Source organism: Mycobacterium sp. GA-0227b (assembly GCF_001499855.1).
Lineage (GTDB): Bacteria > Actinomycetota > Actinomycetes > Mycobacteriales > Mycobacteriaceae > Mycobacterium.
Genome location: NZ_LQIK01000033.1, coordinates 158,118 through 184,011, shown reverse-complemented (window position 1 = coordinate 184,011; position 25,894 = coordinate 158,118). Strand labels below are relative to the sequence as shown.

The following is a 25,894-nucleotide window of genomic DNA, read 5'->3' as shown; positions in this document are numbered from 1 at the left end:
CGAGTGACCGTGTCCGTACGCCGACACGCCGCTGTCTGCGTGCATTATGCGGTCGCTCGCGGGGATCAGAACGTCAGCGATTCGCTGCGTTGGATGGTGCCGGTGACGCCGGTGCCGTTCTGCTGGGCCAAGCGCACTGCGGCGTTCGCCATCGCCTCGGGTGGTTCGACCATCTCCGGCGGGATCTCCATGCCTGCGCCGCCGGTCTGCCAACCCTCGGTGAGCACGACTCGCGACGGGCTCAAACAGTTCACGGCGATGTTGTCGGCCCGGAGATCAGACGCCAGGCCGAGATACATCCGCTCGACTGCCGCCTTCGACACCCAGTAGGCGTTCGAACCGTGGTCGATCATCTCGACACCCGTCGTGGTGATCACGATCAGCGACCCGCCACCCCGGGCGCGCACATGGGGGATGACTGCCTTGGTCACGAGGAACACGCCGGTCAGGTTGACGTTGAGGCACAACTGCCAACGCTTGAGCGGCGTCGACTCGATGGGACCCAGCCACAGCACGCCCGCGTTGGCGACCAGGACATCGATGCCTCCGAACTCCGAAACCGTTACAGCGACCGCGGTTTCGACGGACTCCTCGCTGGTGACGTCGCACGGTACCGTCAATGCGCGTCCACCCGCGGACCCGATCCGGTCGGCGACGGAATGAATGGTGCCCGGAACCTTGCCCTCGTGTTCGGAACGGGCGGCGACCGCCACCGCCGCCCCCTCACGCGCCAGTGCCGCCGCGACCGTTGCGCCGATGCCGCGGCTGGCCCCGGCGACGAACGCGACGCGGCCGTCGAGCGAACCCGCCGAAGTCATTTCGGTGGGAACCGCAGCGCCCCGTCCAGGCGGATGATCTCGCCGTTGAGGTAGTCGTTCTCGACGATGCTCTGCGCCAGTTGCGCGTATTCCGTCGACCGGCCCATCCGCTTGGGGAACGGCACCTGCGGGCCCCAGTACTGCTCGAGCTGGTCGGCCGCCTTGCCGTAGGCCGGGGTGTTGATGGTGCCCGGCGCGATGGTGACCACGCGGATGCCGAGCGGGGACAGATCGCGTGCGGCGACGAGCGTCATACCGAGCACGCCACCCTTGGCGGCCGAATAGGGGAGCTGGCCGATCTGGCCCTCCACGCCGGCGATCGAAGCGGTGTTGATGATGACGCCGCGGGCGCCCTCGTCGAGCGGCTCGGTCTTCGCGATCTCCGCGGCCGACAGCCTCATCACGTTGAACACCGCGGTCAGGTAGAACTCGATGGTCGTCTTGAAGCCGTCGAGGTCCAGCGGTGAACCGTCCTTGCCGATGAGCCGGCCCCCGCTCGCCGGGCCGCCGTGGGTGTCCACCGAAATCCGCACGGGCGCCAACGACGCGGCCTCGGCGATCGCCGCGTTGACCGAATCCTCGGACGTCGCGTCGGTGCGGACGTAGCGCACACCGAGTTCGCTCTCGAGCTTCTTGCCCTTGTCGTCGGCCATGTCCGCGACGACGACCTTGGCCCCCGCACCGTGCAGGCGCCGGACCGTCGCCTCGCCGAGGCCGCCGGCGCCGCCAACGACGATCGCCGAGCTACCTGCGATTTGCATATGGTTCCCCTTCTTGCAACTGGCACTCTCAGCCTGAGAGAATAGCATTCTCATACCGGTCGAGACGGAGACACCTATGCCTGAAGCCGTGATCGTTTCTGCGCTTCGCACCCCCATCGGCACCGCGATGAAGGGCTCGCTGCGCGACACCGACGCCTATCAGTTGGCCGAACACGTCATCGGAGCGGCGGTCGGGGACCTCGACTCGCATCCGGTCGACGACGTGGTGCTCGGCGAGGGCCTCTACGGAGGCGGAGTTGTCGCACGACATGCGGCGCTCACCGCGGGCCTGACCTCGGTGCCCGGTCTCGCCATGAACCGGCACTGCGCCGCGGGACAGGCAGCTGTGCAGGGCGCGGCGGCGAGCATCCGCGCCGGCATGGACCAGGTGATCCTCGCCGGCGGCGTGAACTCCGCGTCGACGTCGCCCCGGTTCAAGCGCCGCGCCGGTAGCGACAAGGATGCCGAGCTGGTCGACTGGTTCCCGCCCAGGCATCCCGACCGGCCCGACGCCCCGAACATGGACATGTCGATCACCGTCGGCTGGAACGCCGCCGTCAAGGCCGGGATCTCGCGCGAGGAGATGGACGAGTGGGCGCTGGGGTCACACCGCAAGGCGATCCAGGCCATCGACGAAGGCCGCTTCAAGCACGAGATCGTGCCGATCGACACGCCGCACGGGCTGTTCGACGTCGACGAGCATCCGCGCCGAGACACCACCATCGAGAAGTTGGCGGCCCTCAAACCGCTGCATCCCGAAATCGAGGGATTCTCGATCACCGCCGGAAATGCGTGCGGCGCCAACGACGGAGCCGCGATCCTCGGTATCGCCAGTGACCGCCTCGGGTTGCCCGCACTGGCGACCATCCGCTCGTGGGCTTCGGTGGGCGTGGACCCCGCGTCGACCGGCCTGGCTCCCGTCGAGGCGATTCCGAAGGCGCTCAATCGGGCACGGCTCTCACTTGCCGACGTCGACCTGTTCGAGATCAACGAAGCGTTCGCCTCGATGTGCGTGGCGACGATCAAGCTTCTCGACATCGACCCAGGCCGTGTCAACGTGAGTGGGAGTGGATGCTCACTGGGCCATCCGGTGGCGGCCACCGGCGCTCGGATGCTCGTCACGCTCGTGCACGAACTCCGAAGGCGCGGAGGCGGTATCGGCGTGGCCGCGATGTGTGCGGGCGGCGGCATGGGATCGGCCACGGTCATCGAGGTCGGCTGAGCCGCCCGGCGGCGACGTCGGGCCCGCCATCCGTAGACTGCGGAATCGATGACCAGCTCAGACAATGTCGCGGAACTCCTCGACGCGGCGCGCAACGGTTCGGCGCGGGCGGCCGGCCGGCTGCTCAGCCTTGTCGAAAGTCCGCGGCGCAGCGAGGTTCTCGACGCGCTCGGGGCCGTTCGCGCGCCCCGTGTCGTCGGTGTGACAGGGCCGCCGGGGGCGGGGAAGTCGACGACTGTCGGCACCCTGGTCGGGGCATATCGGGAGCGCGGCGAGCGGGTCGCGGTGCTGGCGGTCGACCCGTCGTCGCCCTATAGCGGCGGAGCGCTGCTCGGTGACCGGATCCGGATGGCCGCCCATATCAACGATCCCGAGGTGCTGATCCGGTCCGTGGCGGCGCGGGGGCATCTCGGTGGGCTCGCCGCGGCGGTTCCCGCGGCGATCCGGGTGCTCGCCGCGCTGTCCTACGGGCTGGTGGTGCTGGAGACCGTCGGGGTCGGGCAGTCCGAGATCGAGATCGCGGCGGTCGCCGACCCGACCATCGTCATCCTCAATCCCGGCGCCGGCGACGCCGTGCAGGCCGCCAAAGCGGGTCTGCTGGAGGTCGCCGACATCGTCGTGGTCAACAAGGCCGACCGCGACGGCGCCGACCAGACCGTGCGCGACCTGCGCGCGGAGACCGCGGCGCCGATCCTGAAACTCGTTGCCGCCCAGGGCGAAGGGGTCGCCGAGTTGGTGGGGGCCATCGAGGCCCATGTCCGCAGTGACAGCCCGCAACGCCGCGCCGCGCGGGCTCGGTCGCAGATCCTGTCACTGGCGCAGACCCTGCTGCGCACTCATCCAGAGCTGGACCGGCTGGCGGCCGCGGTCGCCGCCGGCAGCGACGACGCCTACAGCGCGGCCGAGCGGTTGTTCTCCGTGCGTGCGGAGCGCTGACCACTCGACATAGTCGAGTCCTGACGCTCTAGTCGGCAAGCCCGAGCATTCGACGCATCATTTCCTTCAGATGCCCGCGCAGTGTTTCGCCGTCGACATCGGCGACCAGGGGATGCATCACCGCAACACTGATCGCGCTCGACAGCATCGCCGCGTGCAAGCGCGCCTCCACCCCGGCCTCGGTACCGAGCAGGGCCGCGTAGAGGCGTTCGATGAATCGTTGAAAAGGTTCATACTCGGCCTGCAGCCGGATGATCACGGGATCGAACTGCAATGCGCTGACCACACCGCGCCGGGAGATGGCCTGGTCGATCATCCGATCTAGCAACACCTCGCGCGCTCGCGGGCCGTGCCCCTCGGCTTCGGCGGCTTCGAGTGCATCCTCGAGCCGGCTCATCTCCCGCTCGGTGATGGCGATGACCATCTCGTCCTTGGTCTTGAACTGTCGGTACACCGCAGCCTTGGTCACGCCCAATTCGTCGGCGATCATCTGCAGCGAGGTTCCGCTGACGCCGTGCTCGGCGATCAGTTTCAACGCCGCGTCGAGGACACGGGTCTGAGCCGCGGTTCTCGTGATCGCGCCGAACTTGTGGCGTTCTCGAGTGGTCACAGCGACGAGGGTAGACGAGCATTGACCGTCAAGTTGCCGATCGGCTACCGTGCAAGTTGCCGATCGGCTACCAACGTTACGCGAAGAGGGTTCGACGATGAGACGAACTGATGGCGAGTTGCTCATGTTGTGGGCATTGCCCGTGATCGGAATCATCTGGGTGTCAGCGTTTTTCCTGTTTCCCGGCTTCATGCATCCCATGTCGCCGACCATGTCCGCGGAGGAGGTTGCGGGCTTCTACCGCGACGAGACCGCACGGATCCGGTACAGCATGATCTTGTTCAACTGGTTCGGCGTGGGGTTGATCCCCACCGTCATCCTGTTGGCGATGCAGGTACGCCGAATGGCGCACCGCACGCCGATTCTGTCCTACTGCCTGATCGCCTGCGCGGGTGGACCGCCGACGCTTTTCCTCATCGCCAACATGTTCTGGCTGCTCGGTTCGTTCCGCCCCGAGCGCGCCCCGGAACTCACCCTGTTGCTCAACGATCTGGCCTGGGTCACCTTCACAGTGCTGGTTCCTTACCTCATCGCTCAGTGCCTGGTGCTGGCGCTGGCGATCTACTGGGATCGCCAGGACCAACCGGTGTTCCGACCGTGGGTGGCGCACTTCAATCTGCTCGTCGCGGTCGCTCTGGCGCCGGCAGCTTTCGGCGCGGTGACGTTCACCGGACCGATCGCCTGGGACGGTTTCTTGTCGTTCTGGGTAAAGAACGTCGCCATCGCGGCGTGGATCGTCGTCATGGGAGTTGTTCTCACCCAGACCATCCGGCGCCAGCGGGCCGAGACTGCGGTCGCCGCATGAGTACTTCGGCAGCGGAAGCGGTGACTGTGCCGGAGCCGCCCGACGGTTCACGGCTGGGTCGTTTCGTCTGGAATTTTCGAAACCATCCCAAGCGCGAGTTGTGGTTCGCGTGGTGGGTGATGGTCGTCTTCTACCAACTGTACGGTGTGTTGTTCTTCCTCGTCACCCGTGTGCAGCCGCCGCCGAGCCCGGACTGGGAGACGGCGTTGGTCGTACAGTGGTTCGACGACCGCCACCACGGCATCCTCACCGGGTTCGGCATCGTCTTCCTCATCTCGGGCATGTGTGCGCCGATGAACGCCCTTCTCGCGTACTCGATGCGACGGATGTCGGTGAGCCGCGTCTTTGGATATTCGTACCTGATCATGTATTCGTTGAGCGCGCTCCCCGGCATGCTGGTGATGGCCATCGCAATGACCGTCGCGGCTCTGCGGCCGGACCGCGATCCCGAACTGATCTACTGGCTCTACGATTTCGCGTTCTTGTCGTTCAGCGGCACCATGGGGGTCTTCCTGGTCGGCTCCGTGGTGTGGCTGGTGGCGATCTTGCTCGACAAGAACGGCGTGTTCCCGAAGTGGTTCGCGTATCTGGGGTTGTGTAACGCGCTGACCGAAGTCGTCGTCGCACCGGCGTGGATCTTTCAACGCGGGGCGTTCGCATGGAACGGTGCGATCGCGTGGTGGATCAACATGGTCGTGTTCGTCACCTACACCGCCGCATTCATCATGCTGCTGCGAAAGATGATCGAACGAGAGGATTTCGGCACTGGTCCGCTGCCAGATCTTCCGGGCAAAAGTGAAGCCGCGCAGGCGGCTTCAGTGGAGGCGGTTCGATGACCAATCTCACTGGCGCCGAGCGGCAACAACTCGAGGCCACGCCGAAACGGTCAGTGCCGGGACAGCCGGACATGTGGCTGTTCGTGCTGTTCGAAGCGCTTCTGTTCACCGGGTACTTCTCGGTTTATCTGGCCTTGCGCACTCAAAACGAAGATCTTTTCCTGCAGTCGCAAGCCGACCTGGATCTTCGAATCGGGGTCTTCAATACCATTGTGTTGCTGTCGAGTTCGTGGGCGATCGCCCGATGCGTGCGCGCGTCACGGGAGGGTGCGTACCGGTCGGCGATGACGTACGCGCTCGTGACGGTAGGCTTCGGCGCGCTGTTCGTGACCTCCAAGGTGCTGGAGTGGGTTCAGGAGATCCGCATCGGTAACACATTCACCAGCGACGAGTTCCTCCAGCACTACTACTTCTTGACATCACTGCACTGCATCCACGTGTTGATCGGCTTCATCGTGTTGGGTGTGGTCATCTATCAGTTGCGCAGTCCGGCCCGGCGATCCCAGCAGCTCGTCGAAACGGGTGCCACGTATTGGCACACAGTCGATTTCCTGTGGGTCATGATCTTCGCAATGCTCTACGTCGTGAGGTGACCGGGTGAGCAACATATTCAACAAGAGGCTGCTGATCGCCTGGTCGATCCTCACATTGTTGACGCTGGTGTACGTCTGGATGGACGAGGCGGTCGATCAGAACGGCACGCTCAAGGCCAGCACAGTGGTCACCGTGAGTGCGATCGCGATCGCGCTCATCAAGGTACGCATCATCTTCCGCGAGTTCATGGAGGTACGCCACGCCCCCGTATGGCTGTGCCGCCTCACCGACAGCTGGGTTGTGCTCGTCGCAGCATGCCTACTGGGCAGCTATTTCGTCGGCTCCGCGGTAGCCGGCTAGGGCTTTGCGGTCCCCTGACTTCGTCGTGGGCCCCTGCTCGTGCTAGGACCGGGCGCAGACGGCCAGCCCCGCGCGGTAGCCGAACACCATTGCCGGGCCGAGGGTTCCGCCGGCGCCGCCGTACGCCTTGCCCGTCGCGCCCGCCATTGCGTTGCCGGCGGCGAACAACCCCGGGATCGCCGAGCCGTTGACGTGCAGCACCCGGCCGTCGCGGTCGGTGCGGGGTCCACCCTTGGTCCCCATCGCACCGATCGACACCGGCACCGCGTAGTACGGCGGTGTGTCGATCGGGCCGAGCGTCCGAGCTGCAGCAGTCGGCGCCTTGTCGTCGCCCCAGTAGCCGTCGTAGGCGCTCGAACCGCGGGCGAAGTCGGGATCGGTCTCCCGGGCGACGCCGTCGTTCCACGAAGCCAGCGTGCGGGCCAGGCCGTCCGGGTCGATACCGGTCTTCTCGCCCAGTTCGGCCAGATCCTTCGACGGCGAAAACCAGTCCGGCGCCGGGCCATCCGGGTCGACGCCGAGGAAGCCGTACTTCTTCAGGTGCAGCGAATCGAACACGATCCACGCCGGATCGTTGGCGTAGCCGTGCTGCGGGTCGAGATAGTGGAACGGCCCCGCCATCGAGTTGTACTCGCCGGCCTCGTTGAGGAACCGTTTGCCCGCCCGGTTGACGATGATGCTCCGCGGACGGGTGCGTTCTAGTCGCACGCTTCGGCTGCGCGGCTGACCCTGAAACGTATCGCCCTGCAGTTGAACGATCGGCACCCACCAGGCTTCGCCCATGTTGGCCAGGTCGGCGCCGTGCGCCATCGCCATCCGCAGGCCGTCGCCGGTGTTGTTGGGCGGCGAGACCGGCCCGCGCATCGGCCCCCGCAGATAAGCCTCGACCAGCTTGCGGTCCCACTCGAATCCACCGGTACCGAGGACGACGCCGCGACGGGCGCGAACGTTGAAGTCGTTGCCGTCCTGTGAGATTCGCACGCCGGTGATGCCCAGCGGATCGGCGAGCAACTCGACGGCTCGCGCGCCGGTCCGAGGCGCGATGCCGAGGTCCAACAGGCCCTTCAGCAATCCGGCGATCAGGGCGGTGCCCGCGACGCAGTAGTCACCGGATTCGTCGTCCACCGAGGCGTGGATGCGTGCGCGGGTCTCCGCATCGATGCCGACATTGCTGAAGTCCGCCGGGAACGACGTGATGTGGTCGCGCCACTCGCCGAGCCTGCCGAGGTCGAACGGCTTGGCGTTGAGCGAGCGCCCGCCCGCCGGTCGCCCGCCGGGCAGCTCGGGTTTGTAATCCGGGAACCCCTCGGCGACCTCGAACCGCAGATCACTGTGCGCTTCAACGAAATCGAGCATCTCGGGTCCGGTGCACACGAAAGTCTCGACGAGATCGTCATCCATGTAACCCAGTGACTGCGCGCGCAGATAGGCCATCGCGGCCTCGACGGTCAGTTCGCCGTCGGCGGCCCGGTCGTGCGCGGGAATCCAGATGATGCCGCCCGACACCGCCGTCGTGCCGCCGACGGTCGCGGCCTTTTCGTAGATCTCCACCGAAGCGCCGTTGGCCGCCGCGGTGAGCGCCGAGGTCAAACCGGCTCCGCCGCTGCCGAGGACGACCACGTCGACGTCGTGGTCCCAATCGGTCATGTGCTGCTCCTTCCGGCTCACTGACCCTCTAGCTGAGGATCGCGGCTAATTCGTTGGCCGCCTTGACGACCGCGTCCCGGCCTTCCATCACGACGTCCTCGCGGTGTGAGATGAGGTTGATGCAGGTCGGCGGCGCCGGTGGCTGCCGACGCACGGGCACTGCGAGGCCATAGGTGTTCGGCTCGACCTCACCGTGGGTGATCACCCAACCCCGCTCCCGGGTCAGGGGAACCAAATCGCGTTCCCCTGGGCGCGGCGGCATGCTCGCCAGCAGCGCAATTCCGGCGGCACCTCGGTCCAGCGGGTAGCGGCTCCCTTCGTGAAATGACAGTTGGTAGAAGACGTTCGTCGGCACGATGACGGCGATCGCGACCTGCTGATCACCTTCGGCGACGAGAAGCGACACCGTGCTTGCGAGTTCGTCGGCCAGCCGCCGCAGGGTGGCCAAGCTCAGCTGACGCACGTTGTTGTCGAACGACGCCCCGAGCACCGCCAGCGCCGCGGCCGAGCGGTAGCGGCCGTCCTCACCCTTGGCCACCAACCGGAACTGGGACAGCGTCGACAACAACCGGTAGGCGATGGTCCGGTGCACGCCGATGTCGTCGGCGACCTGCTGAGCGGTGAGCCCGGTGCGCGAGCCGGCGACCAGCTGCAGCGCGGCCAGGCCCCTGGCCAATGTCTGAGAACCGGGCGCGCCGTTGGGCGCAGCGCCGATCAGCTCCGCTCCCTGCCGGGCCCGACCCTGAGACGGCATGGCGCCCCCTTCCTCCACTTCCCTTGACATTGGCCAGTCGGGAGAGTGATGCTCTGACTATAGTGCACGTAGATGTGCGATAAATGAGCAGAGTGCTTACAAAATACGAGAATTCGGTTCTCGCAGTCAAGAGAGGGTAAGCGTGTCTGAAGCCGAGTTCGAGAGCGTCTGGAGCGACCTTCAGGGCGTCCCGTTCTCGCAGGGCTACCTCGATGCCGGCGGAGTTCGCACCCGCTATCTGCACGCCGGTGAGACCGACAAGCCGGTGCTCGTTTTCTTGCACGGCTCCGGTGGGCACGCCGAGGCCTATGTGCGCAACCTCGAAGCGCATGCCGAACACTTCTCCGTCTGGTCCATCGACATGCTCGGCCACGGCTACACGGACAAGCCTGGTCACCCGCTGGAAGTCGGTCACTACGTGGACCATCTGATCGCGTTCCTCGACGCGGTCGGGGCGCAGCGCGCCCACATCAGCGGCGAGTCGCTGGGCGGTTGGGTCGCTGCCCGGGCGGCGGTCGACCACCCGGATCGACTGGACCGGTTGGTGCTCAACACCGCCGGTGGTTCGCAGGCCGATCCCGAGGTCATGAAGCGGATCATCACCTTGTCGATGGCCGCTGCCGAAGACCCGGCGTGGGAGACCGTCCAGGCCCGCATCAAATGGCTGATGGCCGACAAGTCAAAGGATTACGACGACATTGTGGCCAGCCGCCAACGCGTGTACCGGCAACCGGGATTCGTGTCGGCGATGCGCGACATCATGGCGCTGCAGGATCCGGAGATCCGTGCGCGCAATCTTCTGGGACCGGACGAGTACGGGTCCATCGCCGCGCCGACATTGGTGGTGTGGACCAGTGACGATCCCACCGCAGACGTCGCCGAGGGCCGGCGGATCGCCTCGATGATCCCGGGCGCCCGCTTCGAGGTGATGCCGGGCTGCGGTCACTGGCCGCAGTACGAGGACCCGAAGACGTTCAATCGCCTGCACCTCGACTTCCTGTTGGGGAAGTGATGGCCGAGCGGGTTGATGTCCTCATCGTCGGCGCCGGCCCGTCCGGCCTGACGCTGGCCAATATTCTTGGGCTGCGCGGTGTTCGGACGCTGGTCGTCGAGGAGCGCGACACACTGATCGACTACCCGCGCGGCGTCGGTCTCGACGACGAGGCGCTGCGCACCTTCCAGTCCATCGGCCTTGTCGAGCGGGTGTTGCCGCACACCGTGCCCAACCAGATCCTGCGGTTCTTCGACGCCAAGCGGCGGCTGCTGGCCGAGATGGCGCCACCGGATGCCCGGTTCGGCTGGCCCAAACGCAACGGCTTCGTACAACCGATGGTCGACGCCGAGTTGTACGGCGGCCTGGACCGTTTCGACCATGTCGAGGTCCGCTTCGGGCACCGCATGGAGTCGTGTGTCGAGACCGATGACGCGGTGACGGTTCGGTTCGCCGGCGGACAGGCGCCCGTCACTGCCCGGTACGTCGTCGGTTGCGACGGGGGCCGCAGCGCGACCCGGCGCTTGATGGGCGTCTCGTTCGACGGCACCACGTCGTCGACGCGCTGGCTGGTGGTCGACGTCGCCAACGACCCGCTGGGACATCCGAACAGCGAAGTCGGCGCGGATCCGGTGCGGCCCTATGTGTCGATCTCGATCGCCCACGGCATCCGCCGCTTCGAGTTCATGATCCACTCCCACGAGACCGACGAACAGGCCGATGATCCGGCATTCGTCAAAAAGATGCTGGCGCAACGGGTTCCGTATCCCGATCGGGTGGACATGATCCGGCACCGCGTGTACACCCATCATTCGCGGATTGCCGGTTCCTTCCGCAAGGGCCGACTGTTGTTGGCCGGCGACGCCGCCCACCTGATGCCGGTGTGGCAGGGGCAGGGGTACAACAGCGGCATCCGGGATGCGGCCAACCTCGGTTGGAAACTCGCCGCGGTGGTGACCGGGCAGGCCGACGACGCCCTGTTGGACACCTACGACGTCGAGCGCCGCAAGCACGCCAGGGCGATGATCGACCTCTCAACGCTGGTGGGCCGGGTCATCTCGCCGACGAACCGGCGAGTCGCCGCCCTGCGTGACCGTGTCATCCATGCCGCGTCGGTCGTGCCCACATTGAAGCGCTACATCCTGGAGATGCGGTTCAAGCCGATGCCGCGCTACAGAGAAGGCGCGGTCGTCCATGCCGGCGAGGACAATTCGCCCGCCGGCACGCTGTTCATCCAGCCTCGTGTGGACACGCGCGCCGAGCAGAACGTGCTGCTCGACGATGTGCTCGGGCCCGGCTTCGCGGTGCTGTGCTGGAGCAACAATCTGCGGGCGGTCCTCGGCGACAAGGCTTTCAACAGGTGGAAGGCGCTGGGCGCGGCATTCATCGAGGCGCGGCCGATGACGCAGCTGCACTGGCCGGGGCACGACGACGCCGATGTGACGGTGGTCGGCGACAAGACCGGCGCCTTGAAATCGTGGTTCGACATCTACACCGACTCCGTGCTGTTCCTGCGTCCCGACCGCTGTATCGCCGGTGCCTGCATCGCCCAGCGCGCCGCCGAAGTCAGCGAGTCGATCTTCGACGTCCTTTGCCTGACCCAGGAAGGAGGCTCTGGTTCTCATGGGCACACTGGCCCTGTGCTGCATGTCGCACAGCCCGCTACTGAACCTTCCGGGACCGTCACGGGGACTCCTTGACGACATCGAATCCGCGCTGACCGAGGCCCGCCGGTTTGTCAGCGACTACGACCCCGAACTCGTCGTCGTCTTCTCCCCGGACCACTACAACGGGTTCTTCTACCGGACGATGCCGCCGTTCTGCATCGGCACGGCGGCCCAGGGTGTCGGTGACTACGGCTCCCATGCCGGTGCTCTGGATGTGCCCGCAGACCTCGCGACGGACTGCGCCCGAGCGGTTCTCGAGTCGGGTATCGATGTCGCGATCTCGGCCAGCATGGACGTCGACCACGGAACGGTCCAGCCGCTGCAGAACCTGTTCGGGGATGCAACGGCGCGTCCGATGATCCCCGTCTTCATCAACTCGGTGGCCACCCCACTCGGGCCGGTACGCCGCGTTCGTGCGCTCGGCACCGCGATCGGCACCTTCCTCGCGACCCTCGACAAGCGAGTGCTGCTCCTCGGATCCGGCGGGCTGTCCCACGATCCGCCGGTGCCGACGCTGGCCACCGCCCCGCCCGCGGCGCTCGAACGGATCGTGCACGGGACGCCGATGACACCGGAGCAGCGGCAGGCCCGGCAGGTCGCGGTGATGGACGCCGCCAAGGCGTTCGCACACGGGGACAGCCCGTTGCAACCGCTGAATCCCGAGTGGGACGCCGCGTTCCTCGAGTTGGTCGACGCCAACCGACTCGCCGAGGTGGACGGCTGGTCGAACGACTGGATCGAGCGAGAGGCGGGACATTCAGCGCACGAAATCCGCACATGGATCGCGGCTTTCGCCGCACTCGCCGCGCACGGCCGGTACCGGACCGAGCAGCGGTTCTACCGGGCGGCGCCGGAGTTGATCGCTGGATTCGCAATCAGGACGGCGGTACTGGATGTCTGAGAACTTCGACCACGTCGTCGACGTGCTCGTCGTCGGCTCCGGCGGTGGGGGGATGACCGCGGCACTGGCAGCCGACGCGTTCGGCCTCGACACCCTGGTGGTCGAGAAGGCGGCGCACTTCGGTGGCTCCACCGCGTTGTCCGGCGGCGGCATCTGGGTGCCCGGCGCACCGGCGCAGCGCAAGGCGGGTTACGTCCCGGACCGCGACGGTGTCGTCGAGTACCTACGCCGGATCACCGGCGGGCTGGCCAGCGACGCGCGGCTGCGCCAGTACGTCGACACCGCACCGGAGATGATGGAGTTCCTGGAAAAGCTCAGCCCGTGGTTCGAATTCGTCTGGAAGCCCGGCTATGCCGACTATTACCCGGAACTGCCGGGCGGCTCCGAGCAGGGCAGCACGATCAACGTGCCCGCCATCGACCTGCGCGAGCTGGGTGACGAGGAACAGCACCTGCTTCAGCCGCTCGCGATGGCGCCGAAGGGAATCTGGTTCGCGCCAAAGGATCTTCGACTGTTCTACCAGGTCCGCCAGAACTGGCGGGGCAAAGCCGTGCTGGTCAAGTTGATCTGGCGGATGTTTCGGGCGCGGGTGTTCGGCGACCGGATGGCGGCCATCGGCCAGTCGCTGGCGGCTCGGATGCGCCTGGCGCTGCGGCAGCAGGACATCCCGCTGTGGCTCAACTGTCCGATGACCGAATTGATCACCGACGTCGACGGCACCGTGACCGGCGCGGTGGTCGAGCGTGACGGACGTCAACAGCGCATCGGGGCCCGCCACGGCGTGATCCTGGCCGCGGGCGGGTTCGACCACGACATGGAATGGCGCCGACAGCATCTGCCGGTGCTGGAAGAAGATTGGAGCTTCGGCAACCCGGCCGCGATGGGTGATGCGATCCGGGCCGGGGAGAAGGTCGGCGGCTCAACCGATCTGCTCGACGAGGCGTGGTGGTTCCCCGCGATCTGCTGGCCGGACGGCCGGTTGCAGTTCATGCTCAACGAACGCATGATGCCGTCGCAGTTCGTCGTCAACGGCGAGGGCAAGCGGTTCATCAACGAGGCCGCCCCCTACATGGACTTCGCCCACGCGATGATCGAAGGACAGAACGCCGGGGTCACGCACATCCCATGCTGGCTGATCACCGACATCCGGTCGTTCCACCGCTATGTGGTCGCCGGGCACCTCCCGATTCCCAAGGTGCCGTTCGCGCCCGTGCCCACCGGCCGCAGGGTACCCAAGGCGTGGCTGGAATCCGGTGTCGTGCACGAGGGCGGCAGCTTCGAGGAACTCGCGGGCAAGATCGGTGTCCCGCCGGCGCAACTGCGTCAGACCGCCGAGCGGTTCAACGAACTGGCGTGCAACGGCCACGACGACGACTTCAACCGCGGCGACTCCGCGTATGACAACTACTACGGCGACCCGACGCTGGCGAACCCGAATCTGCACCCGCTGGGCAAGCCGCCCTACTACGCGTTCCAGATCATCCTCGGCGACCTCGGCACCTCCGGCGGCCTGCGCACCGACGAGCACGCCAGGGTGCTGCGCGCCGACGACAGCATCGTCAAACGCCTTTACGCAGTGGGCAATACGTCGGCAGCGGTGATGGGCCGCAGCTATGCGGGTGCCGGTGCAACCATTGGCCCCGCCATGACCTTCGGCTATGTCGCGGCCAAGCACATCGCCGAGCAGCTGTCCGACTCCGACGTCCCGGCGGGCACCAGTACCGATTCGACACTCGATACACATCGGAAGGTAACCAAATGAAGATCTCGCTGTTCTACGAATTCCCGCTGCCTCGGCCGTGGAGCGAAGACGACGAGCACAAGCTTTTCCAGGACGGTCTCGATGAGGTCGAGCTGGCGGACAAGGCTGGTTTCTCGACGGTGTGGCTGACCGAGCACCACTTCCTCGAGGAGTACTGCCACTCCACCGCGCCGGAGATCTTCCTGTCCGCGGCCAGCCAGCGGACCGAGAACATCCGCCTCGGATTCGGCATCATGCACCTGCCGCCGGTCGTCAACCACCCCGCCCGCGTCGCCGAGCGGATCGCGACACTCGATCTGATCTCCAACGGCCGCGTGGAGTTCGGCACCGGTGAGTCGTCGTCGGTCGGCGAACTGGGCGGCTTCGGGGTCGACCCGGCCGACAAGCGCGCGATGTGGGAAGAGGCGCTGGAGGTTTCGATCCGCTGCATGACCGAGGAGCCGTTCACCGGGTTCAAGGGTCAGCACATCGAGATGCCGGCGCGCAACGTCGTGCCCAAACCGCTGCAGAAGCCGCACCCGCCCGTGTGGGTGGCCTGTACGCGGCCGGCCTCGGTCGCGATGGCCGCGCAAAAGGGCCTTGGCGCATTGAGTTTCGCCTACACCGGACCCGGTCCGCTGACCGAGCGGGTGAACGGCTACTACAAGGAATTCGAGGAGAACGGCGCGCCCGTCACGCCCCATATGAACCCGAACATCCTGGCGATCGGCGGGGACCTGTCGATGATGGTGGCTCCCACCGACGAACAGGCCATCGAACGGCTCGGCAAGGGCGGTGGCTTCTTCGCGTTCGGCATCATGCACTACTACATGACCGGCATGCACACACCGGGCCGGACCGGAGTGTGGAAGCGCCACCTCGAGGAGATCGAGAAGGACCCGAGCATCGTCTACGGACCCGACCGCGGACCGATCGGCAGTCCCGACACTGTGCGAAAGTTCCTGCGCGGCTATGAGGAAAGCGGCGTCGACGAGCTGATCCTGCTGCTGACGCCCCGCCGCCACGACGAGACGATGGAATCCATCGAGCTGATGGGCAAAGAGGTGCTGCCCGAGTTCATCGAGCGCGACGAGAAGGCCCGGGCCCAGAAGGCCAAGCGTCTCGAGCCGATCATCGAGAAGGTGGAGGCGCGCCGGCCGGCATCGCAAGCGCCCGTCTTCGACGAGAGCTACGCCTTCGGCGGCCTGCCCACCGGACGCCAGAACTACACCGCCAACGAGGTCTCCCTGGCGATGGACGAGATGAACGCCGGCATCGAGGCTGCTGCGGCGAAACTCAAGTCGGGAGAAGGCTGGACCAGCCGCAACCCCGACGCGGACGTGAGGAGCACGCCGTGATCGCCGACGCGAGGAGCACCGAATAGGAAACCGGCGACGCGACATGAGCCATGAGCCCTACTGACGAACTGTGGCGCTACGACGGGCGCCGCGTCGTCGTCACCGGATGCGCGTCGGGTATCGGTGCCCACGTCGCGCGGCAGGTCGCCGATCTCGGCGCCGAGGTGATCGGACTCGACATCAAACCGCCCGCCGAGTCGTCCGGCGAATTCATCGGACTGGACCTGTCGGATCCGGCGTCGGTCGACCGGGCGGTCGGGGAGATCGGCGACCGGGTCGATGCGCTGTTCAACGTCGCCGGGGTGTCGTCGGGTATCAAAGATCCGCTGCGCGTGGTGACGGTCAACTTCCTCGGCACCCGGCGGTTCACCGAGGCGCTGATACCGAAAATGCCGCCCGGTTCGGCGATCGCGAACGTGTCATCGCTGGCTGCCTCGGCCTACCGGGAGAACGCGCCGGTCACCGTCGGCCTGGTCGACACGGACTCGGTCGACGCGGGAATCGAATGGTGTAAACGCAATCCCGAGGCACTGGCGGACGGCGGCGGTTACCGGTTGTCCAAAGAAGCGATCATCCTCTACGGCATGGCCCACGTCGCCGCTTTGGGCGCCAAAGGGATCCGCATCAACTGCACCGCCCCGGGGGTGACCGACACACCCATCCTCGACCAGTTGCGCAATGCGTACGGCCAGGGATTCCTCGACTCCTTCCGTACTCCGCTGGGCCGCGCCGCAGAACCCGAGGAACAGGCCAGCGTCCTGACCTTCCTGAACAGCAGGGCAGCCAGTTATCTCACCGGACAGGTGATCTGGGTCGACGGCGGCACGATGGGGGAGACGGACCTCGCGGGATCGGTGCAGCGACGATGAGAGGCGAGAATGGCTAAGACTTCTTCGATGACTTCTTCGATGACTTCTTCGATGAGCGACTTTCGCCGCGTCGCCGACGACGTGCGTAACTGGGGCCGCTGGGGTGACGACGACGAGCTCGGCACCCTCAACCTCATCACGCCCGAGAAGGTGGCCGAAGCCGCGTCGCTGGTGAAGAAGGGCACGGTGATTCCGCTGGGCGGCGACTTCGGGTCGAACGGTCCGCAGGGAGCGTTTCAGTTCCGGCCCAACCCCACCCACGTGATGACGGTCGACGGCGGGGACGCGAACACGCTGGCGCAGTACGGTCCGCAGTGGCTGCGTAACTCGGTGGCGCATCAGGTCAGCGAGTTCTTCGTGGACAACCCGTTCCGCTTCAACGACGACATGATCGTGATGCCGCTGCAGGCGGCCACGCAGTGGGACGCGCTTTCGCACGTCTACTACGAGGACAAGCTCTACAACGGATTCCCCGCGGACTCCGTGACCAGCTTCGGCGCCTTCCACTGCGGAATCGACAAGGTCGACGCCAAGGGAATCACCTCCCGCGGGGTCCTGCTCGACGTGGTGAAGCACCGCGGCGCCGACGTCTTCCTGGAGCCCGGAAGCCCCGTCACACCAGGCGAACTCGACGACATCGCCAAGGCGCAAGGGGTCACGATCACTCCCGGCGACATTGTCGTCGTACACACCGGATGGTGGACCAGATTCCTGTCGACCGGCGACGGGGCAGAACTCGGTTCCGGGCTGCACTGGACATGCGCCTCCTGGTTGCACGACCGCGACGTCGCGGCGGTCGCCGCTGACAACTTGATGGTCGAGGATCCCGACCCCGCCAACGGAGTCGAGGGCACGTTCCTGCCGATGCACATGATCTGTTTGCGTGACATGGGCCTGATGTTCGGCGAGTACTGGGACCTCACCGGCCTAGCGGCCGACTGCGCCGCCGACAGCGTCTACGAGTTCCAGCTGATCGCGCCTCCGCTGAAAGTCGTCGGCGCGGTGGGCGCTCCCGTCAGTCCGATCGCGATCAAGTAGTAGGTGAAACATGAGTGCACACACCGCAACCGGGGGCGCACCGTTCGTCGTCGGACTCGGCGGCACCCTGCGGGCCAACTCGTCGACCGAACGCGCGCTGCGCTGCTGCCTGGCGTCGGTGGAACAGCAGGGCGGTCGGACGCGGCTGTTCTCCGGTGAAGACCTCAACCTGCCGATGTACGCCCCGCACGAACTCGAGCGGACACCGAAAGCCCTCGAATTGGTCGGTGCGCTGCGCGACGCCGACGCCGTCGTCGTCGGTTCGCCCGGCTACCACGGGGCGATATCCGGGTTGGTCAAGAACGCGCTCGACTACATCGAGGACCTGCGCGAGGACCCCCGCGTCTACCTGGACAACACGCCGTGGGGGTGTATCAGCTGTGCCTACGGCTGGCAGGCGGCGGTCGGGACGCTCGGACAGTTGCGCTCCATCGGGCACGCGCTGCGTGCATGGCCGACCCCGCTCGGGGTGGCGATCAACTCCGCAGACCAGATCTGGGACGCGGACGGGCGGTTGGTGCACGACGCCACCCGCAGCCAGCTGGACATGCTCGCCACGCAACTGCTTTCCTTCGCCAGCGCCGCCCGGGAGAACGCGTGACCTCTTCCGGCGCTCGGGCAGAACGCAGGTCCATCCTGGTCGACGGGCTCGTCACCGGCTACCTCGAAGCGGGACAAGGTGATCCGGTGGTGCTGCTGCACGGCGGCGAGTTCGGGGCGGGCGCCGAGATCGGCTGGGAGCGCAACATCGCCGCACTGGCGGAGCAGCATCGCGTGCTGGCCCTCGACATGCTCGGCTTCGGCGAGTCGGCGAAGGTCATCGACTTCACTGACGGCCGGGGCATGCGGATCCGGCACATCGCGCGGTTCTGCGACGTCGTCGGTGTCGAGGCAGCGCACTTCGTGGGCAACTCGATGGGTGCGGTAAACCTGTTCGTCGATGCCACCTCCGAATCGCCATTGCTGCCGGCGCGCAGCCTGGTGACCATCTGCGGCGGCGGTGAGATCCAGCGCAACGAGCATTCGGCCGCCCTCTACGACTACGACGCGACACTCGCCGGAATGCGCCGGATCGTCGAGGCGCTCTTTTACGACGCGTCCTACCCTGCCGACGAGGCATACGTGCGGAGGCGCTACGACGCCAGCATCGCGCCCGGCGCGTGGGAAGCGTTGGCTGCGGCGCGGTTTCGGCGCCCCGGCCTGGATGCGCCGCCGATGCCGTCGAGCGAGCGGGCCTACGAGCGTATCGACGTGCCGACGCTTGTCGTCGAGGGCGGCGGCGACAAGCTGCTCCCGAAAGGCTGGGCGGCCGAGATAGCGGCCCGGATATCAGGTGGTCGCGCAGCGGTGATCGAGAACGCGGGGCACTGCCCGCAGATCGAGCAACCCGACGCGGTCAACGAACTGCTGCTCGGCTTCTTCGCCGAGATACACGAAGGGGTGGCGACATGACCGGCGAACTGGAAGGCAAGGTTGCGGTCGTCACCGGCGGTGCCTCCGGACTGGGTGAGGGCCTGGTGCGACGGTTCTGCGCCGAGGGAGCCAAGGTGGTCGTCGGCGACATCGACCGCGACGGAGGCGCGCAACTCGTCGCCGACCTCGGGGACCAGATCCGGTTCGTCGAAACCGATGTGGCCGAGGTCGATCAGGTCACCCGATTGGTCACGACGGCCGTCGAGGAGTTCGATGGCCTGCATGTGATGGTCAACAACGCCGGCGTGTCGGGCAAGATGTTTCCGAAGTTCCTCGACGATGATCTCGCGGACTTCCATCAGGTGATGGCGATCAACGTGCTCGCGGTGATGGCGGGTACCCGTGACGCCGCCCGGCACATGTCCCGACACGGTGGCGGGTCGATCATCAACCTGACTTCAATCGGGGGCATCCAGGCCGGTGGTGGGGTGATGACGTACCGCGCATCCAAGGCGGCCGTCATCCAGTTCACCAAGTCGGCGGCGATCGACCTGGCGCACTACGAGATTCGCGTCAACGCGCTCGCGCCCGGCAACATCCGGACCGCGATCGTGCGGAAATCGGCGGTGGGCGAGGACCTCCAGCGTCTGGAGGAGTTCGAGGAGAGGATCCGCGCGCAGATGCGCAACGATCGGCCGTTGAAGCGGGAAGGCACGGTCGACGACGTCGCCGAAGCCGCCCTGTACTTGGCCGGTGACCGGTCGCGGTACGTCACCGGAACGGTGCTGCCGATCGACGGGGGCACGAGCGCGGGAAAGGTGATCGTCCGCAAGTCACAGTCATGATTACTTTAAATCAGTCGCTTGACTTAACTGCGCGGCGGCGGTTGACTGTGACGGTGACCACCGCCAGAACTGTGCGCACCGAGCGAGCCAGCATCACCCGGGAAGCGATCCTGGCCGCCGCCGAGCGGCTGTTCGCCGAGCACGGTGTGTACGCGGTATCGAACCGCCAGGTCAGCGAGGCCGCCGGCCAAGGCAACAACGCCGCGGTCGGATACCACTTCGGCACCAAGGCCGATCTGGTGCGGGCGATCGAGCAGAAGCACCGCGTCTCGATCGAGCGGTTGCTCGACCGAATGGTGACCGCAATCGGGGACTCGACCGAATTGCGCGACTGGATTGCCTGCATGGTCTGCTCGCTCACCGAACACCTGGATCAGCTCGGCAACCCGACGTGGTACGCGCGGTTCGCCGCGCAGGCGCTGGCCGACCCCGCCTACCAGAAGATCGTCGTCAAGGACGCGCTGGCCTCACCGTCACTGCTGCAGGTCGTCGACGGCATCACCCGCTGCCTGCCCGACCTACCCATGCCCGTTGTCATCGAGCGGAACATCATGGTGCGCAACCTGATGATGCACACGTGCGCCGACTTCGAACGCGCCTTCGCCGAGGGCGCCGACATGCCCAGAACCACCTGGAGTTCGGTGGCATCGGGGCTCATCGACGCGATCGTCGGCCTGTGGCGGGCACCGATCACGGAGCAGCCCTGACATGAAAGTCGACGTCGACCAAGACAAATGCGTGTCCTCCGGACAATGCGTGCTCAACGCGAGCGACACCTTCGACCAACGCGACGACGACGGCGTCGTGGTCCTGCTCGACGACAGCCCCTCGGGGTCCCAGGCCGACGACGCCCGCAAGGCGGCCGCAGCCTGCCCCGCACTCGCCATCCACATCGAGGAGTGAGAAAGACACCCATGTCCGACACCTTGACCGGAACCCCAGACGTGTCCGCGGATATCCCCGAGTACCCGATGGAGCGCGACGCCCGCTGCCCGTTCGCGCCGCCGCCCCAGATGCTCGAGATGGGTGAGGCCAAACCGCTGTCGCGGGTGCGGATCTGGGACGGCAGCACGCCCTGGCTGATCACCGGTCACGCGGTGGCGCGCGAACTGTTCGCCGATCCGCGGGTCAGCGTCGACGACCGCCGTGAAGGGTTTCCGCACTGGAACGAACACATGCTGTCCACCGTGCACAAGCGGCCGCGCTCGGTGTTCACCTCCGATGCCGAGGAGCACACGCGGTTCCGCCGGATGCTGTCCAAGCCGTTCACCTTCAAACGGGTGGAGGGCCTGCGGCCGGCCATCCAGCAGGTGACAGACGAGTGCATCGACAACATCCTCGCCGGCCCGCAACCCGCCGACATCGTCACCGCACTGGCGCTGCCGGTGCCCACCCGGGTGATCAGCGAGATGCTCGGCGTGCCTTACGAAGACCACGAGTTCTTCCAGCACCACGCCAACGTCGGCCTGGCCCGCTACGCCTCCGCCGAGGACGGCCAGAAGGGCGCAATGAGCCTGGCGAAATACCTGAGCGACCTCGTCAAGGCCAAGATGGAGAACCCCTCCGAGGATGCGGTGTCCGACCTCGCCGAGCGTGTCAACGCCGGTGAGATCAGCGTCAAGGAAGCCGCGCAGCTGGGGACCGGGCTGCTGATCGCGGGACACGAGACCACGGCGAACATGATCGGTATCGGGGTGCTGGCGTTGCTGGAGAACCCCGAGCAGGCTGCGCTGCTGCGGGATTCGGACGACCCGAAATTCATCGCCAACGCCGTCGAGGAGCTGATGCGCTACCTGTCGATCATCCAGAACGGCCAGCGCCGCGTGGCCATCGAGGACATCGAGATCGCGGGCGAGACCATCCGCGCGGGCGAGGGCATCATCCTCGACCTGGCGCCGGCGAACTGGGATGCCGGCGCCTACCCCGAACCCGAAAAGCTCGACCTCGGCCGCGAGGCCGGCCAGCAGCTGGGCTTCGGCTACGGCAGGCATCAGTGCGTCGGGCAGCAGCTTGCCCGGGCCGAGTTGCAGATCGTGTTCCACACCCTGCTGCGGCGCATCCCGACACTGCGCCTGGCCGTCCCGATCGACGAGGTGCCGTTCAAACACGACCGTCTCGCCTACGGCGTCTACGAACTTCCGGTGACCTGGTAGCCAGGTCTTTTCACAGCCCGATTGGAGTGTCAACGATGTCAGCACATTCAACGACTCCCGCCCGCCCCCCGAGCACCACTCTTTATCCTCCCGAGGGATTCGGCGCCCCCAAGCACCGAAAGGGCCACGCCACGGGCGATTTCGGTCTCCCGGCGGGCACCGAGATCTTCTCGGCCGACAACCACATCTCGGTCGCCGACGACATCTTCTATGAACGCTTCCCCGAGGAGCTCAAGGGCGCCGCGCCGCGAATCTGGTACGAGGACGGCGCCTACATGGTCGGCATGAAGGGCAAGGCCTGGACCGGCGGCGATTTCGGGCGAGTGCTGATGCAGTACGACGACCTGGCTGGCGCCGCGTCCAACAACATCGAGGCCCGTGTCCGCGAGCTCAAAGAGGACGGCATCGACAAGGAGTTGGCCTTTCCCAACGCCGTGCTGGCGCTGTTCCATTACCCGGACAAGGCGTTGCGCGAGCGCGTGTTCCGGATCTACAACGAGCACATCGCCGATCTGCAGGAACGCAGCAACGGCCACTTCTACGGCGTCGGGCTGATCAACTGGTGGGACCCCAAGGGCACCCGCAGCACGCTCGAGGAGCTGAAATCGCTGGGGCTCAAGACCTTCCTGCTGCCGTTGAACCCGGGCAAGGACGACGAGGGCAACATCTACGACTACGGCAGCACCGACATGGACGCGGTGTGGGACGAAATCGAAGCGGCCGGCGTGCCGGTCAGCCACCACATCGGGGAAACACCGCCCAAGACGCCGTGTCAGCACAACAGCGTGGTGGTCGGCATGATGGTCAACGTCGACTCGTTCCGGGAACAGTTCGCCAAGTACGTGTTCTCCGGCATCCTCGACCGTCATCCGCAGCTCAAGATCGGGTGGTTCGAAGGCGGTATCGCCTGGGTGCCGACGGCACTTCAGGATGCCGAGCACATGTTCGCTTCGTACCGGCACATGTTCAACCACCAACTCGAACGCCCGGTCCGGCACTACTGGGACAACCACATGAGCGCGTCGTTCATGGTCGATCCGCTCGGGTTGGAGCTCATCGACAAGATCGGCGTGAACAACGTAATGTGGTCGTCGGACTATCCGCACAACGAATCCACCTTCGGCTACTCGGAGAAGTCGCTGAAAACCGTCGTCGACGCGGTCGGGCCCGAAGACGCCACCAAGATCGTCAGCACCAACATCAAGAACTTCCTGGGGCTCTCGTGACTGTGGGGTCTGCGGCGTCGTCGCTCAGCACGTGCTTCGACATACCCGAGCTGCCGGACCGCGCCCGGATGTACCGCGAATGCGGGGCCCGGCTGCGCGACTCGATGAACGAAAAGGGCGTCGATGCACTCGTTCTCATCGGCAACGGGAACGTCGTGTACGCGACGGGTGTCAGCTGGCCGCTGCTCGATGCCGGGCTGTCCCACGTCGAACGGCCGGTGGCGATCGTGCTCGCCGACGACCCGCACCCACACCTGTTCATGCCGCTGCGCGAGGGATCGGCCGCGCAGTACGAGGTGCCGGCCGATCACGTGCACGGCCCGCTGTACCTCGAATTCGACGAGGGCGTCGCACAATTCGCGAAGGTGCTGGCCGACCTGGTGCCCGTCGGTGGCGCCGTCGCGGTGGACGAGCTGACCGGTGCGATGCGCCGCGCGTCGGGCACGCTGTTCCCCGCCGGCCCGCCGTCGGACGCCGCGCAGGTCGTGGGACCCGCCAAGTTGGTCAAGACGCCCGACCAGGTCTCGTGCGTCCGCAACGCCTGCCGCATCACCGAAGAAGCCATGGTGGATGTGCAGAAGGCGCTCGCGCCCGGGGTTCGCCAGGTCGATCTTTCGGCGGCCTTCGTCCGGCGGGCGTTCGAACTCGGGGCGACGGCCAACATGCTCGAGGCCATCTGGCAGGTGATGCCGACGACGAAGACCAGCGGGTCTGTCTGGACCACCACCGGTGATCTCGCGCTGCCGCTGCTGACCACCGAACGCGAACTCGCACGCGGGGACGTGTTGTGGACCGACGTCAGCATCACCTACACGGGTTATTGCTCGGACTTCGGCCGCACCTGGCTGGTCGAGGAGGAGCCGTCGGACCGCCAGCAGGCGCAATTCGACAAGTGGCGGGAGATCCTGTCCGCGGTGCTGGCGGTCACCAAAGCCGGTGCGACGTCCGGTGACCTGGCTCGCGCGGCCATCGCCGCCAACGGAGGCGACAAGCCGTGGCTGCCGCACTTCTACCTCGGCCACGGAATCGGCACCAATGCGGCCGAAATGCCGATGATCGGAACCGATCTCGGCGAGGAGTTCGACGACAACTTCGTGTTTCCGACCGGGATGCTTCTGGTGCTGGAACCGGTGGTGTGGGAGGACGGTACCGGTGGTTATCGAAGCGAGGAGATCGTGGTGATCACCGACGACGGCTACCAATCGATTACCGACTACCCCTACGCACCCTACGGACGGATCTGATGGCACTCCAAATCCTCCCTGATGCAGCCGATCTGCGAAGGGGACGCCGCGAACGCGCGCTGGCCGAGATGGCGGACCGCGACATCGACATCCTCGTTCTGGGCCGCCAGGCCAACGTCCGATACGTGACCGGTGCCCCGCAACTCTGGGTCGCGGGCACCCGCCCTTTCGGGCCGATCTGCGAGGTCGTGCGGTCGACCGGAGAGATCCACCTCAACAGCACGTGGGACGAGGGTATCCCCGACGAGATCCCGCACGACCACCTCTACGGGTTGGCGTGGAACCCGATGACGCTCGTCGAGGTGCTCAAGGCGCTCCCCGGCGCTGCCACCGTCAAACGAGTCGGAACCGACTCGCTGACACCGACATTCGCCCAACTTCTGCCGATGGCATTCCCGAACGCCGAACTGGTCGACGCCGAACCCGCGCTGCGGGCGGCCCGCCGGATCAAGACGGCCGACGAGATCGCGGTGCTGCGCGGCGCGCTGGGAGTGGCCGAGGCGGCGCTCGAGGCGGCCCGCGCCGAGTTGACACCCGGCGTCACCGAGCAGGCGTTGACCGGGGCGCTGATGGAAGCGATGGCGGCCGGCGGCGTCACCACCCCCGCCACCCAGGACGGTGCCTGGGCGACCAGCAAGGAGCATCCGTGGCGGCGTGCCCGCGGCGACGGGCGCATCGAGAACGGGGACCTGGTCGCGTTCTCCGCGGGCGCGTTGGCCGACGGCTATGTCGGCGAGGTCGGTCGCACCTGGCCGGTCGGCGACGTCGACGGAACAGCGGTGCCGGAATTGTATGACCGGTGGAACAGGCTGTGGGACAGGTTGATAGCGGCCTGCCGTCCGGGTTATCCGGCCAGTGACCTGCTCGGTGCATATGAGGCGGCAGGCGAGCCGCTGCCCGCCATGCCCGTCGCCCACGGCCTCGGCCTCGGCTACGATTCACCGGTCGTCACCCCCGCGCTGCGAGCGACCGTGGCCGAGGAGGTGCTCGAACCCGGCATGGTGCTCGCGGTCACCGGCTACGTCTGGCAGCAGGGCGTCGGCGCGGTCTTCGGTCGCGAGGCCGTGCACATCACCGCCGACGGCGGCGAGGTGTTGACCTCCAGCGCGTTCTGGAGTGGTGCGGGCGTCGGAATCGGTTGACCGATGACTGCTTCTCCTTCTCC

The 25,894-nt window shown here is 66.5% G+C and carries 27 protein-coding genes; 22 read left to right on the top strand and 5 right to left on the bottom strand.

Annotated elements, in window-relative coordinates; all coding sequences use genetic code 11:
- Window positions 1–65: 65 nt before the first annotated feature.
- Both AU185_RS22880 and AU185_RS22875 read right to left on the bottom strand, forming a co-directional pair.
- Window positions 66–818 (bottom strand): SDR family NAD(P)-dependent oxidoreductase, encoded by a 753-nt coding sequence (locus tag AU185_RS22880; protein ID WP_059102023.1) that lies wholly within the window; start codon window positions 816–818, stop codon window positions 66–68.
- Window positions 815–1,579, bottom strand: a complete 765-nt coding sequence (locus AU185_RS22875; RefSeq protein WP_059102022.1) for an SDR family NAD(P)-dependent oxidoreductase — start codon at window positions 1,577–1,579, stop codon at window positions 815–817. Before AU185_RS22875 ends, AU185_RS22880 begins: the two co-directional genes overlap by 4 nt.
- Window positions 1,580–1,655: 76 nt before the next feature.
- On the opposite strand from AU185_RS22875, the gene AU185_RS22870 reads away from it, so the two are divergent.
- Entirely contained in the window at window positions 1,656–2,801 is a 1,146-nt protein-coding gene (locus AU185_RS22870) for a thiolase family protein (RefSeq protein WP_059102021.1), read from the top strand.
- A gap of 48 nt (window positions 2,802–2,849) precedes the next feature.
- A complete protein-coding gene (locus AU185_RS22865; protein ID WP_059102020.1) occupies window positions 2,850–3,737 on the top strand; it encodes an ArgK/MeaB family GTPase in 888 nt (295 codons plus the stop codon).
- A 28-nt stretch (window positions 3,738–3,765) separates the two neighbouring features.
- Here the strand turns inward: AU185_RS22865 and AU185_RS22860 are convergent, their stop codons facing one another.
- Window positions 3,766–4,347: a TetR/AcrR family transcriptional regulator gene (locus tag AU185_RS22860; RefSeq protein ID WP_059102019.1), complete on the bottom strand. Its 582-nt coding sequence runs from the start codon at window positions 4,345–4,347 to the stop codon at window positions 3,766–3,768.
- 97 nt (window positions 4,348–4,444) lie between these two features.
- Here AU185_RS22860 and AU185_RS22855 point away from each other — a divergent pair, with 97 nt between their 5' ends.
- Genes AU185_RS22855 through AU185_RS22840 form a run of 4 tightly spaced genes read left to right on the top strand, consistent with a single transcriptional unit; the run spans window position 4,445 to window position 6,882 of the window.
- The gene (locus AU185_RS22855; RefSeq protein ID WP_059102018.1) at window positions 4,445–5,152 is read left to right on the top strand and encodes a hypothetical protein; all 708 of its coding nucleotides are present in this window, start codon (window positions 4,445–4,447) and stop codon (window positions 5,150–5,152) included.
- Window positions 5,149–5,988, top strand: coding sequence for a hypothetical protein (locus AU185_RS22850; RefSeq protein WP_059102017.1), 840 nt, complete (start codon window positions 5,149–5,151; stop codon window positions 5,986–5,988). Before AU185_RS22855 ends, AU185_RS22850 begins: the two co-directional genes overlap by 4 nt.
- Window positions 5,985–6,581 carry a cytochrome c oxidase subunit 3 gene (locus AU185_RS22845; protein WP_059102016.1) on the top strand — a complete coding sequence of 199 codons (597 nt, stop codon included), beginning with the start codon at window positions 5,985–5,987 and terminating at the stop codon, window positions 6,579–6,581. The genes AU185_RS22850 and AU185_RS22845 overlap by 4 nt, the downstream gene beginning before the upstream one ends.
- Before the next feature lie 4 nt (window positions 6,582–6,585).
- A complete protein-coding gene (locus tag AU185_RS22840) occupies window positions 6,586–6,882 on the top strand; it encodes a cytochrome C oxidase subunit IV family protein (protein ID WP_059102015.1) in 297 nt (98 codons plus the stop codon).
- Window positions 6,883–6,924: 42 nt separating this feature from the next.
- On the opposite strand, the gene AU185_RS22835 is transcribed toward AU185_RS22840, so the two are convergent.
- Complete coding sequence (locus AU185_RS22835) at window positions 6,925–8,529, bottom strand: FAD-dependent oxidoreductase (protein ID WP_059102115.1); 1,605 nt, start codon at window positions 8,527–8,529, stop codon at window positions 6,925–6,927.
- Window positions 8,530–8,557: 28 nt separating this feature from the next.
- The gene (locus tag AU185_RS22830) at window positions 8,558–9,283 is read right to left on the bottom strand and encodes an IclR family transcriptional regulator (protein WP_059102114.1); all 726 of its coding nucleotides are present in this window, start codon (window positions 9,281–9,283) and stop codon (window positions 8,558–8,560) included.
- Between the two features lie 142 nt (window positions 9,284–9,425).
- Here AU185_RS22830 and AU185_RS22825 point away from each other — a divergent pair, with 142 nt between their 5' ends.
- The 16 genes from AU185_RS22825 (at window position 9,426) to AU185_RS22750 (ending at window position 25,871) form a co-directional block, all read left to right on the top strand.
- Window positions 9,426–10,295 (top strand): alpha/beta fold hydrolase, encoded by an 870-nt coding sequence (locus AU185_RS22825; protein ID WP_059102014.1) that lies wholly within the window; start codon window positions 9,426–9,428, stop codon window positions 10,293–10,295.
- Complete coding sequence (locus AU185_RS22820) at window positions 10,295–11,974, top strand: bifunctional 3-(3-hydroxy-phenyl)propionate/3-hydroxycinnamic acid hydroxylase (RefSeq protein ID WP_059102013.1); 1,680 nt, start codon at window positions 10,295–10,297, stop codon at window positions 11,972–11,974. Before AU185_RS22825 ends, AU185_RS22820 begins: the two co-directional genes overlap by 1 nt.
- Window positions 11,898–12,842, top strand: a complete 945-nt coding sequence (locus AU185_RS22815; RefSeq protein WP_082684040.1) for a 3-carboxyethylcatechol 2,3-dioxygenase — start codon at window positions 11,898–11,900, stop codon at window positions 12,840–12,842. The genes AU185_RS22820 and AU185_RS22815 overlap by 77 nt, the downstream gene beginning before the upstream one ends.
- Complete coding sequence (locus tag AU185_RS22810) at window positions 12,835–14,604, top strand: FAD-binding protein (protein WP_059102011.1); 1,770 nt, start codon at window positions 12,835–12,837, stop codon at window positions 14,602–14,604. The genes AU185_RS22815 and AU185_RS22810 overlap by 8 nt, the downstream gene beginning before the upstream one ends.
- Window positions 14,601–15,941, top strand: coding sequence for an LLM class flavin-dependent oxidoreductase (locus AU185_RS22805; protein ID WP_059102010.1), 1,341 nt, complete (start codon window positions 14,601–14,603; stop codon window positions 15,939–15,941). Before AU185_RS22810 ends, AU185_RS22805 begins: the two co-directional genes overlap by 4 nt.
- A gap of 50 nt (window positions 15,942–15,991) precedes the next feature.
- Window positions 15,992–16,810 carry a coniferyl-alcohol dehydrogenase gene (locus AU185_RS22800; protein ID WP_059102009.1) on the top strand — a complete coding sequence of 273 codons (819 nt, stop codon included), beginning with the start codon at window positions 15,992–15,994 and terminating at the stop codon, window positions 16,808–16,810.
- Between the two features lie 39 nt (window positions 16,811–16,849).
- A complete protein-coding gene (locus tag AU185_RS22795; RefSeq protein ID WP_059102008.1) occupies window positions 16,850–17,848 on the top strand; it encodes a cyclase family protein in 999 nt (332 codons plus the stop codon).
- Between the two features lie 10 nt (window positions 17,849–17,858).
- Window positions 17,859–18,449 (top strand): NADPH-dependent FMN reductase, encoded by a 591-nt coding sequence (locus AU185_RS22790; RefSeq protein WP_059102007.1) that lies wholly within the window; start codon window positions 17,859–17,861, stop codon window positions 18,447–18,449.
- A complete protein-coding gene (locus tag AU185_RS22785; protein WP_059102006.1) occupies window positions 18,446–19,300 on the top strand; it encodes an alpha/beta fold hydrolase in 855 nt (284 codons plus the stop codon). The genes AU185_RS22790 and AU185_RS22785 overlap by 4 nt, the downstream gene beginning before the upstream one ends.
- Complete coding sequence (locus AU185_RS22780) at window positions 19,297–20,106, top strand: SDR family NAD(P)-dependent oxidoreductase (RefSeq protein ID WP_059102005.1); 810 nt, start codon at window positions 19,297–19,299, stop codon at window positions 20,104–20,106. The genes AU185_RS22785 and AU185_RS22780 overlap by 4 nt, the downstream gene beginning before the upstream one ends.
- Window positions 20,103–20,813, top strand: a complete 711-nt coding sequence (locus AU185_RS22775; RefSeq protein WP_059102004.1) for a TetR/AcrR family transcriptional regulator — start codon at window positions 20,103–20,105, stop codon at window positions 20,811–20,813. The genes AU185_RS22780 and AU185_RS22775 overlap by 4 nt, the downstream gene beginning before the upstream one ends.
- A 1-nt stretch (window position 20,814) precedes the next feature.
- A complete protein-coding gene (locus AU185_RS22770; RefSeq protein ID WP_059102003.1) occupies window positions 20,815–21,009 on the top strand; it encodes a ferredoxin in 195 nt (64 codons plus the stop codon).
- 11 nt (window positions 21,010–21,020) lie between these two features.
- Entirely contained in the window at window positions 21,021–22,259 is a 1,239-nt protein-coding gene (locus AU185_RS22765) for a cytochrome P450 (RefSeq protein WP_059102002.1), read from the top strand.
- A 35-nt stretch (window positions 22,260–22,294) separates the two neighbouring features.
- Complete coding sequence (locus tag AU185_RS22760) at window positions 22,295–23,485, top strand: amidohydrolase family protein (protein WP_059102001.1); 1,191 nt, start codon at window positions 22,295–22,297, stop codon at window positions 23,483–23,485.
- Between the two features lie 68 nt (window positions 23,486–23,553).
- Window positions 23,554–24,729: a M24 family metallopeptidase gene (locus AU185_RS22755; protein ID WP_502688001.1), complete on the top strand. Its 1,176-nt coding sequence runs from the start codon at window positions 23,554–23,556 to the stop codon at window positions 24,727–24,729.
- On the top strand, window positions 24,729–25,871 hold the full coding sequence (locus tag AU185_RS22750) for a M24 family metallopeptidase (RefSeq protein WP_059102000.1): 1,143 nt from the start codon (window positions 24,729–24,731) through the stop codon (window positions 25,869–25,871). Before AU185_RS22755 ends, AU185_RS22750 begins: the two co-directional genes overlap by 1 nt.
- Window positions 25,872–25,894: the final 23 nt, after the last annotated feature.

Coding starts and splice junctions, on each gene's coding strand:
- AU185_RS22880 (WP_059102023.1), bottom strand. CDS start 818: ATGACTTCGGCGGGTTCGCTCGACGGCCGCGTCGCGTTCGTCGCCGGG.
- AU185_RS22875 (WP_059102022.1), bottom strand. CDS start 1,579: ATGCAAATCGCAGGTAGCTCGGCGATCGTCGTTGGCGGCGCCGGCGGC.
- AU185_RS22870 (WP_059102021.1), top strand. CDS start 1,656: ATGCCTGAAGCCGTGATCGTTTCTGCGCTTCGCACCCCCATCGGCACC.
- AU185_RS22865 (WP_059102020.1), top strand. CDS start 2,850: ATGACCAGCTCAGACAATGTCGCGGAACTCCTCGACGCGGCGCGCAAC.
- AU185_RS22855 (WP_059102018.1), top strand. CDS start 4,445: ATGAGACGAACTGATGGCGAGTTGCTCATGTTGTGGGCATTGCCCGTG.
- AU185_RS22850 (WP_059102017.1), top strand. CDS start 5,149: ATGAGTACTTCGGCAGCGGAAGCGGTGACTGTGCCGGAGCCGCCCGAC.
- AU185_RS22845 (WP_059102016.1), top strand. CDS start 5,985: ATGACCAATCTCACTGGCGCCGAGCGGCAACAACTCGAGGCCACGCCG.
- AU185_RS22835 (WP_059102115.1), bottom strand. CDS start 8,529: ATGACCGATTGGGACCACGACGTCGACGTGGTCGTCCTCGGCAGCGGC.
- AU185_RS22830 (WP_059102114.1), bottom strand. CDS start 9,283: ATGCCGTCTCAGGGTCGGGCCCGGCAGGGAGCGGAGCTGATCGGCGCT.
- AU185_RS22820 (WP_059102013.1), top strand. CDS start 10,295: ATGGCCGAGCGGGTTGATGTCCTCATCGTCGGCGCCGGCCCGTCCGGC.
- AU185_RS22815 (WP_082684040.1), top strand. CDS start 11,898: ATGGGCACACTGGCCCTGTGCTGCATGTCGCACAGCCCGCTACTGAAC.
- AU185_RS22810 (WP_059102011.1), top strand. CDS start 12,835: ATGTCTGAGAACTTCGACCACGTCGTCGACGTGCTCGTCGTCGGCTCC.
- AU185_RS22805 (WP_059102010.1), top strand. CDS start 14,601: ATGAAGATCTCGCTGTTCTACGAATTCCCGCTGCCTCGGCCGTGGAGC.
- AU185_RS22800 (WP_059102009.1), top strand. CDS start 15,992: ATGAGCCCTACTGACGAACTGTGGCGCTACGACGGGCGCCGCGTCGTC.
- AU185_RS22795 (WP_059102008.1), top strand. CDS start 16,850: ATGACTTCTTCGATGAGCGACTTTCGCCGCGTCGCCGACGACGTGCGT.
- AU185_RS22790 (WP_059102007.1), top strand. CDS start 17,859: ATGAGTGCACACACCGCAACCGGGGGCGCACCGTTCGTCGTCGGACTC.
- AU185_RS22780 (WP_059102005.1), top strand. CDS start 19,297: ATGACCGGCGAACTGGAAGGCAAGGTTGCGGTCGTCACCGGCGGTGCC.
- AU185_RS22775 (WP_059102004.1), top strand. CDS start 20,103: ATGATTACTTTAAATCAGTCGCTTGACTTAACTGCGCGGCGGCGGTTG.
- AU185_RS22770 (WP_059102003.1), top strand. CDS start 20,815: ATGAAAGTCGACGTCGACCAAGACAAATGCGTGTCCTCCGGACAATGC.
- AU185_RS22765 (WP_059102002.1), top strand. CDS start 21,021: ATGTCCGACACCTTGACCGGAACCCCAGACGTGTCCGCGGATATCCCC.
- AU185_RS22760 (WP_059102001.1), top strand. CDS start 22,295: ATGTCAGCACATTCAACGACTCCCGCCCGCCCCCCGAGCACCACTCTT.
- AU185_RS22755 (WP_502688001.1), top strand. CDS start 23,554: ATGTACCGCGAATGCGGGGCCCGGCTGCGCGACTCGATGAACGAAAAG.
- AU185_RS22750 (WP_059102000.1), top strand. CDS start 24,729: ATGGCACTCCAAATCCTCCCTGATGCAGCCGATCTGCGAAGGGGACGC.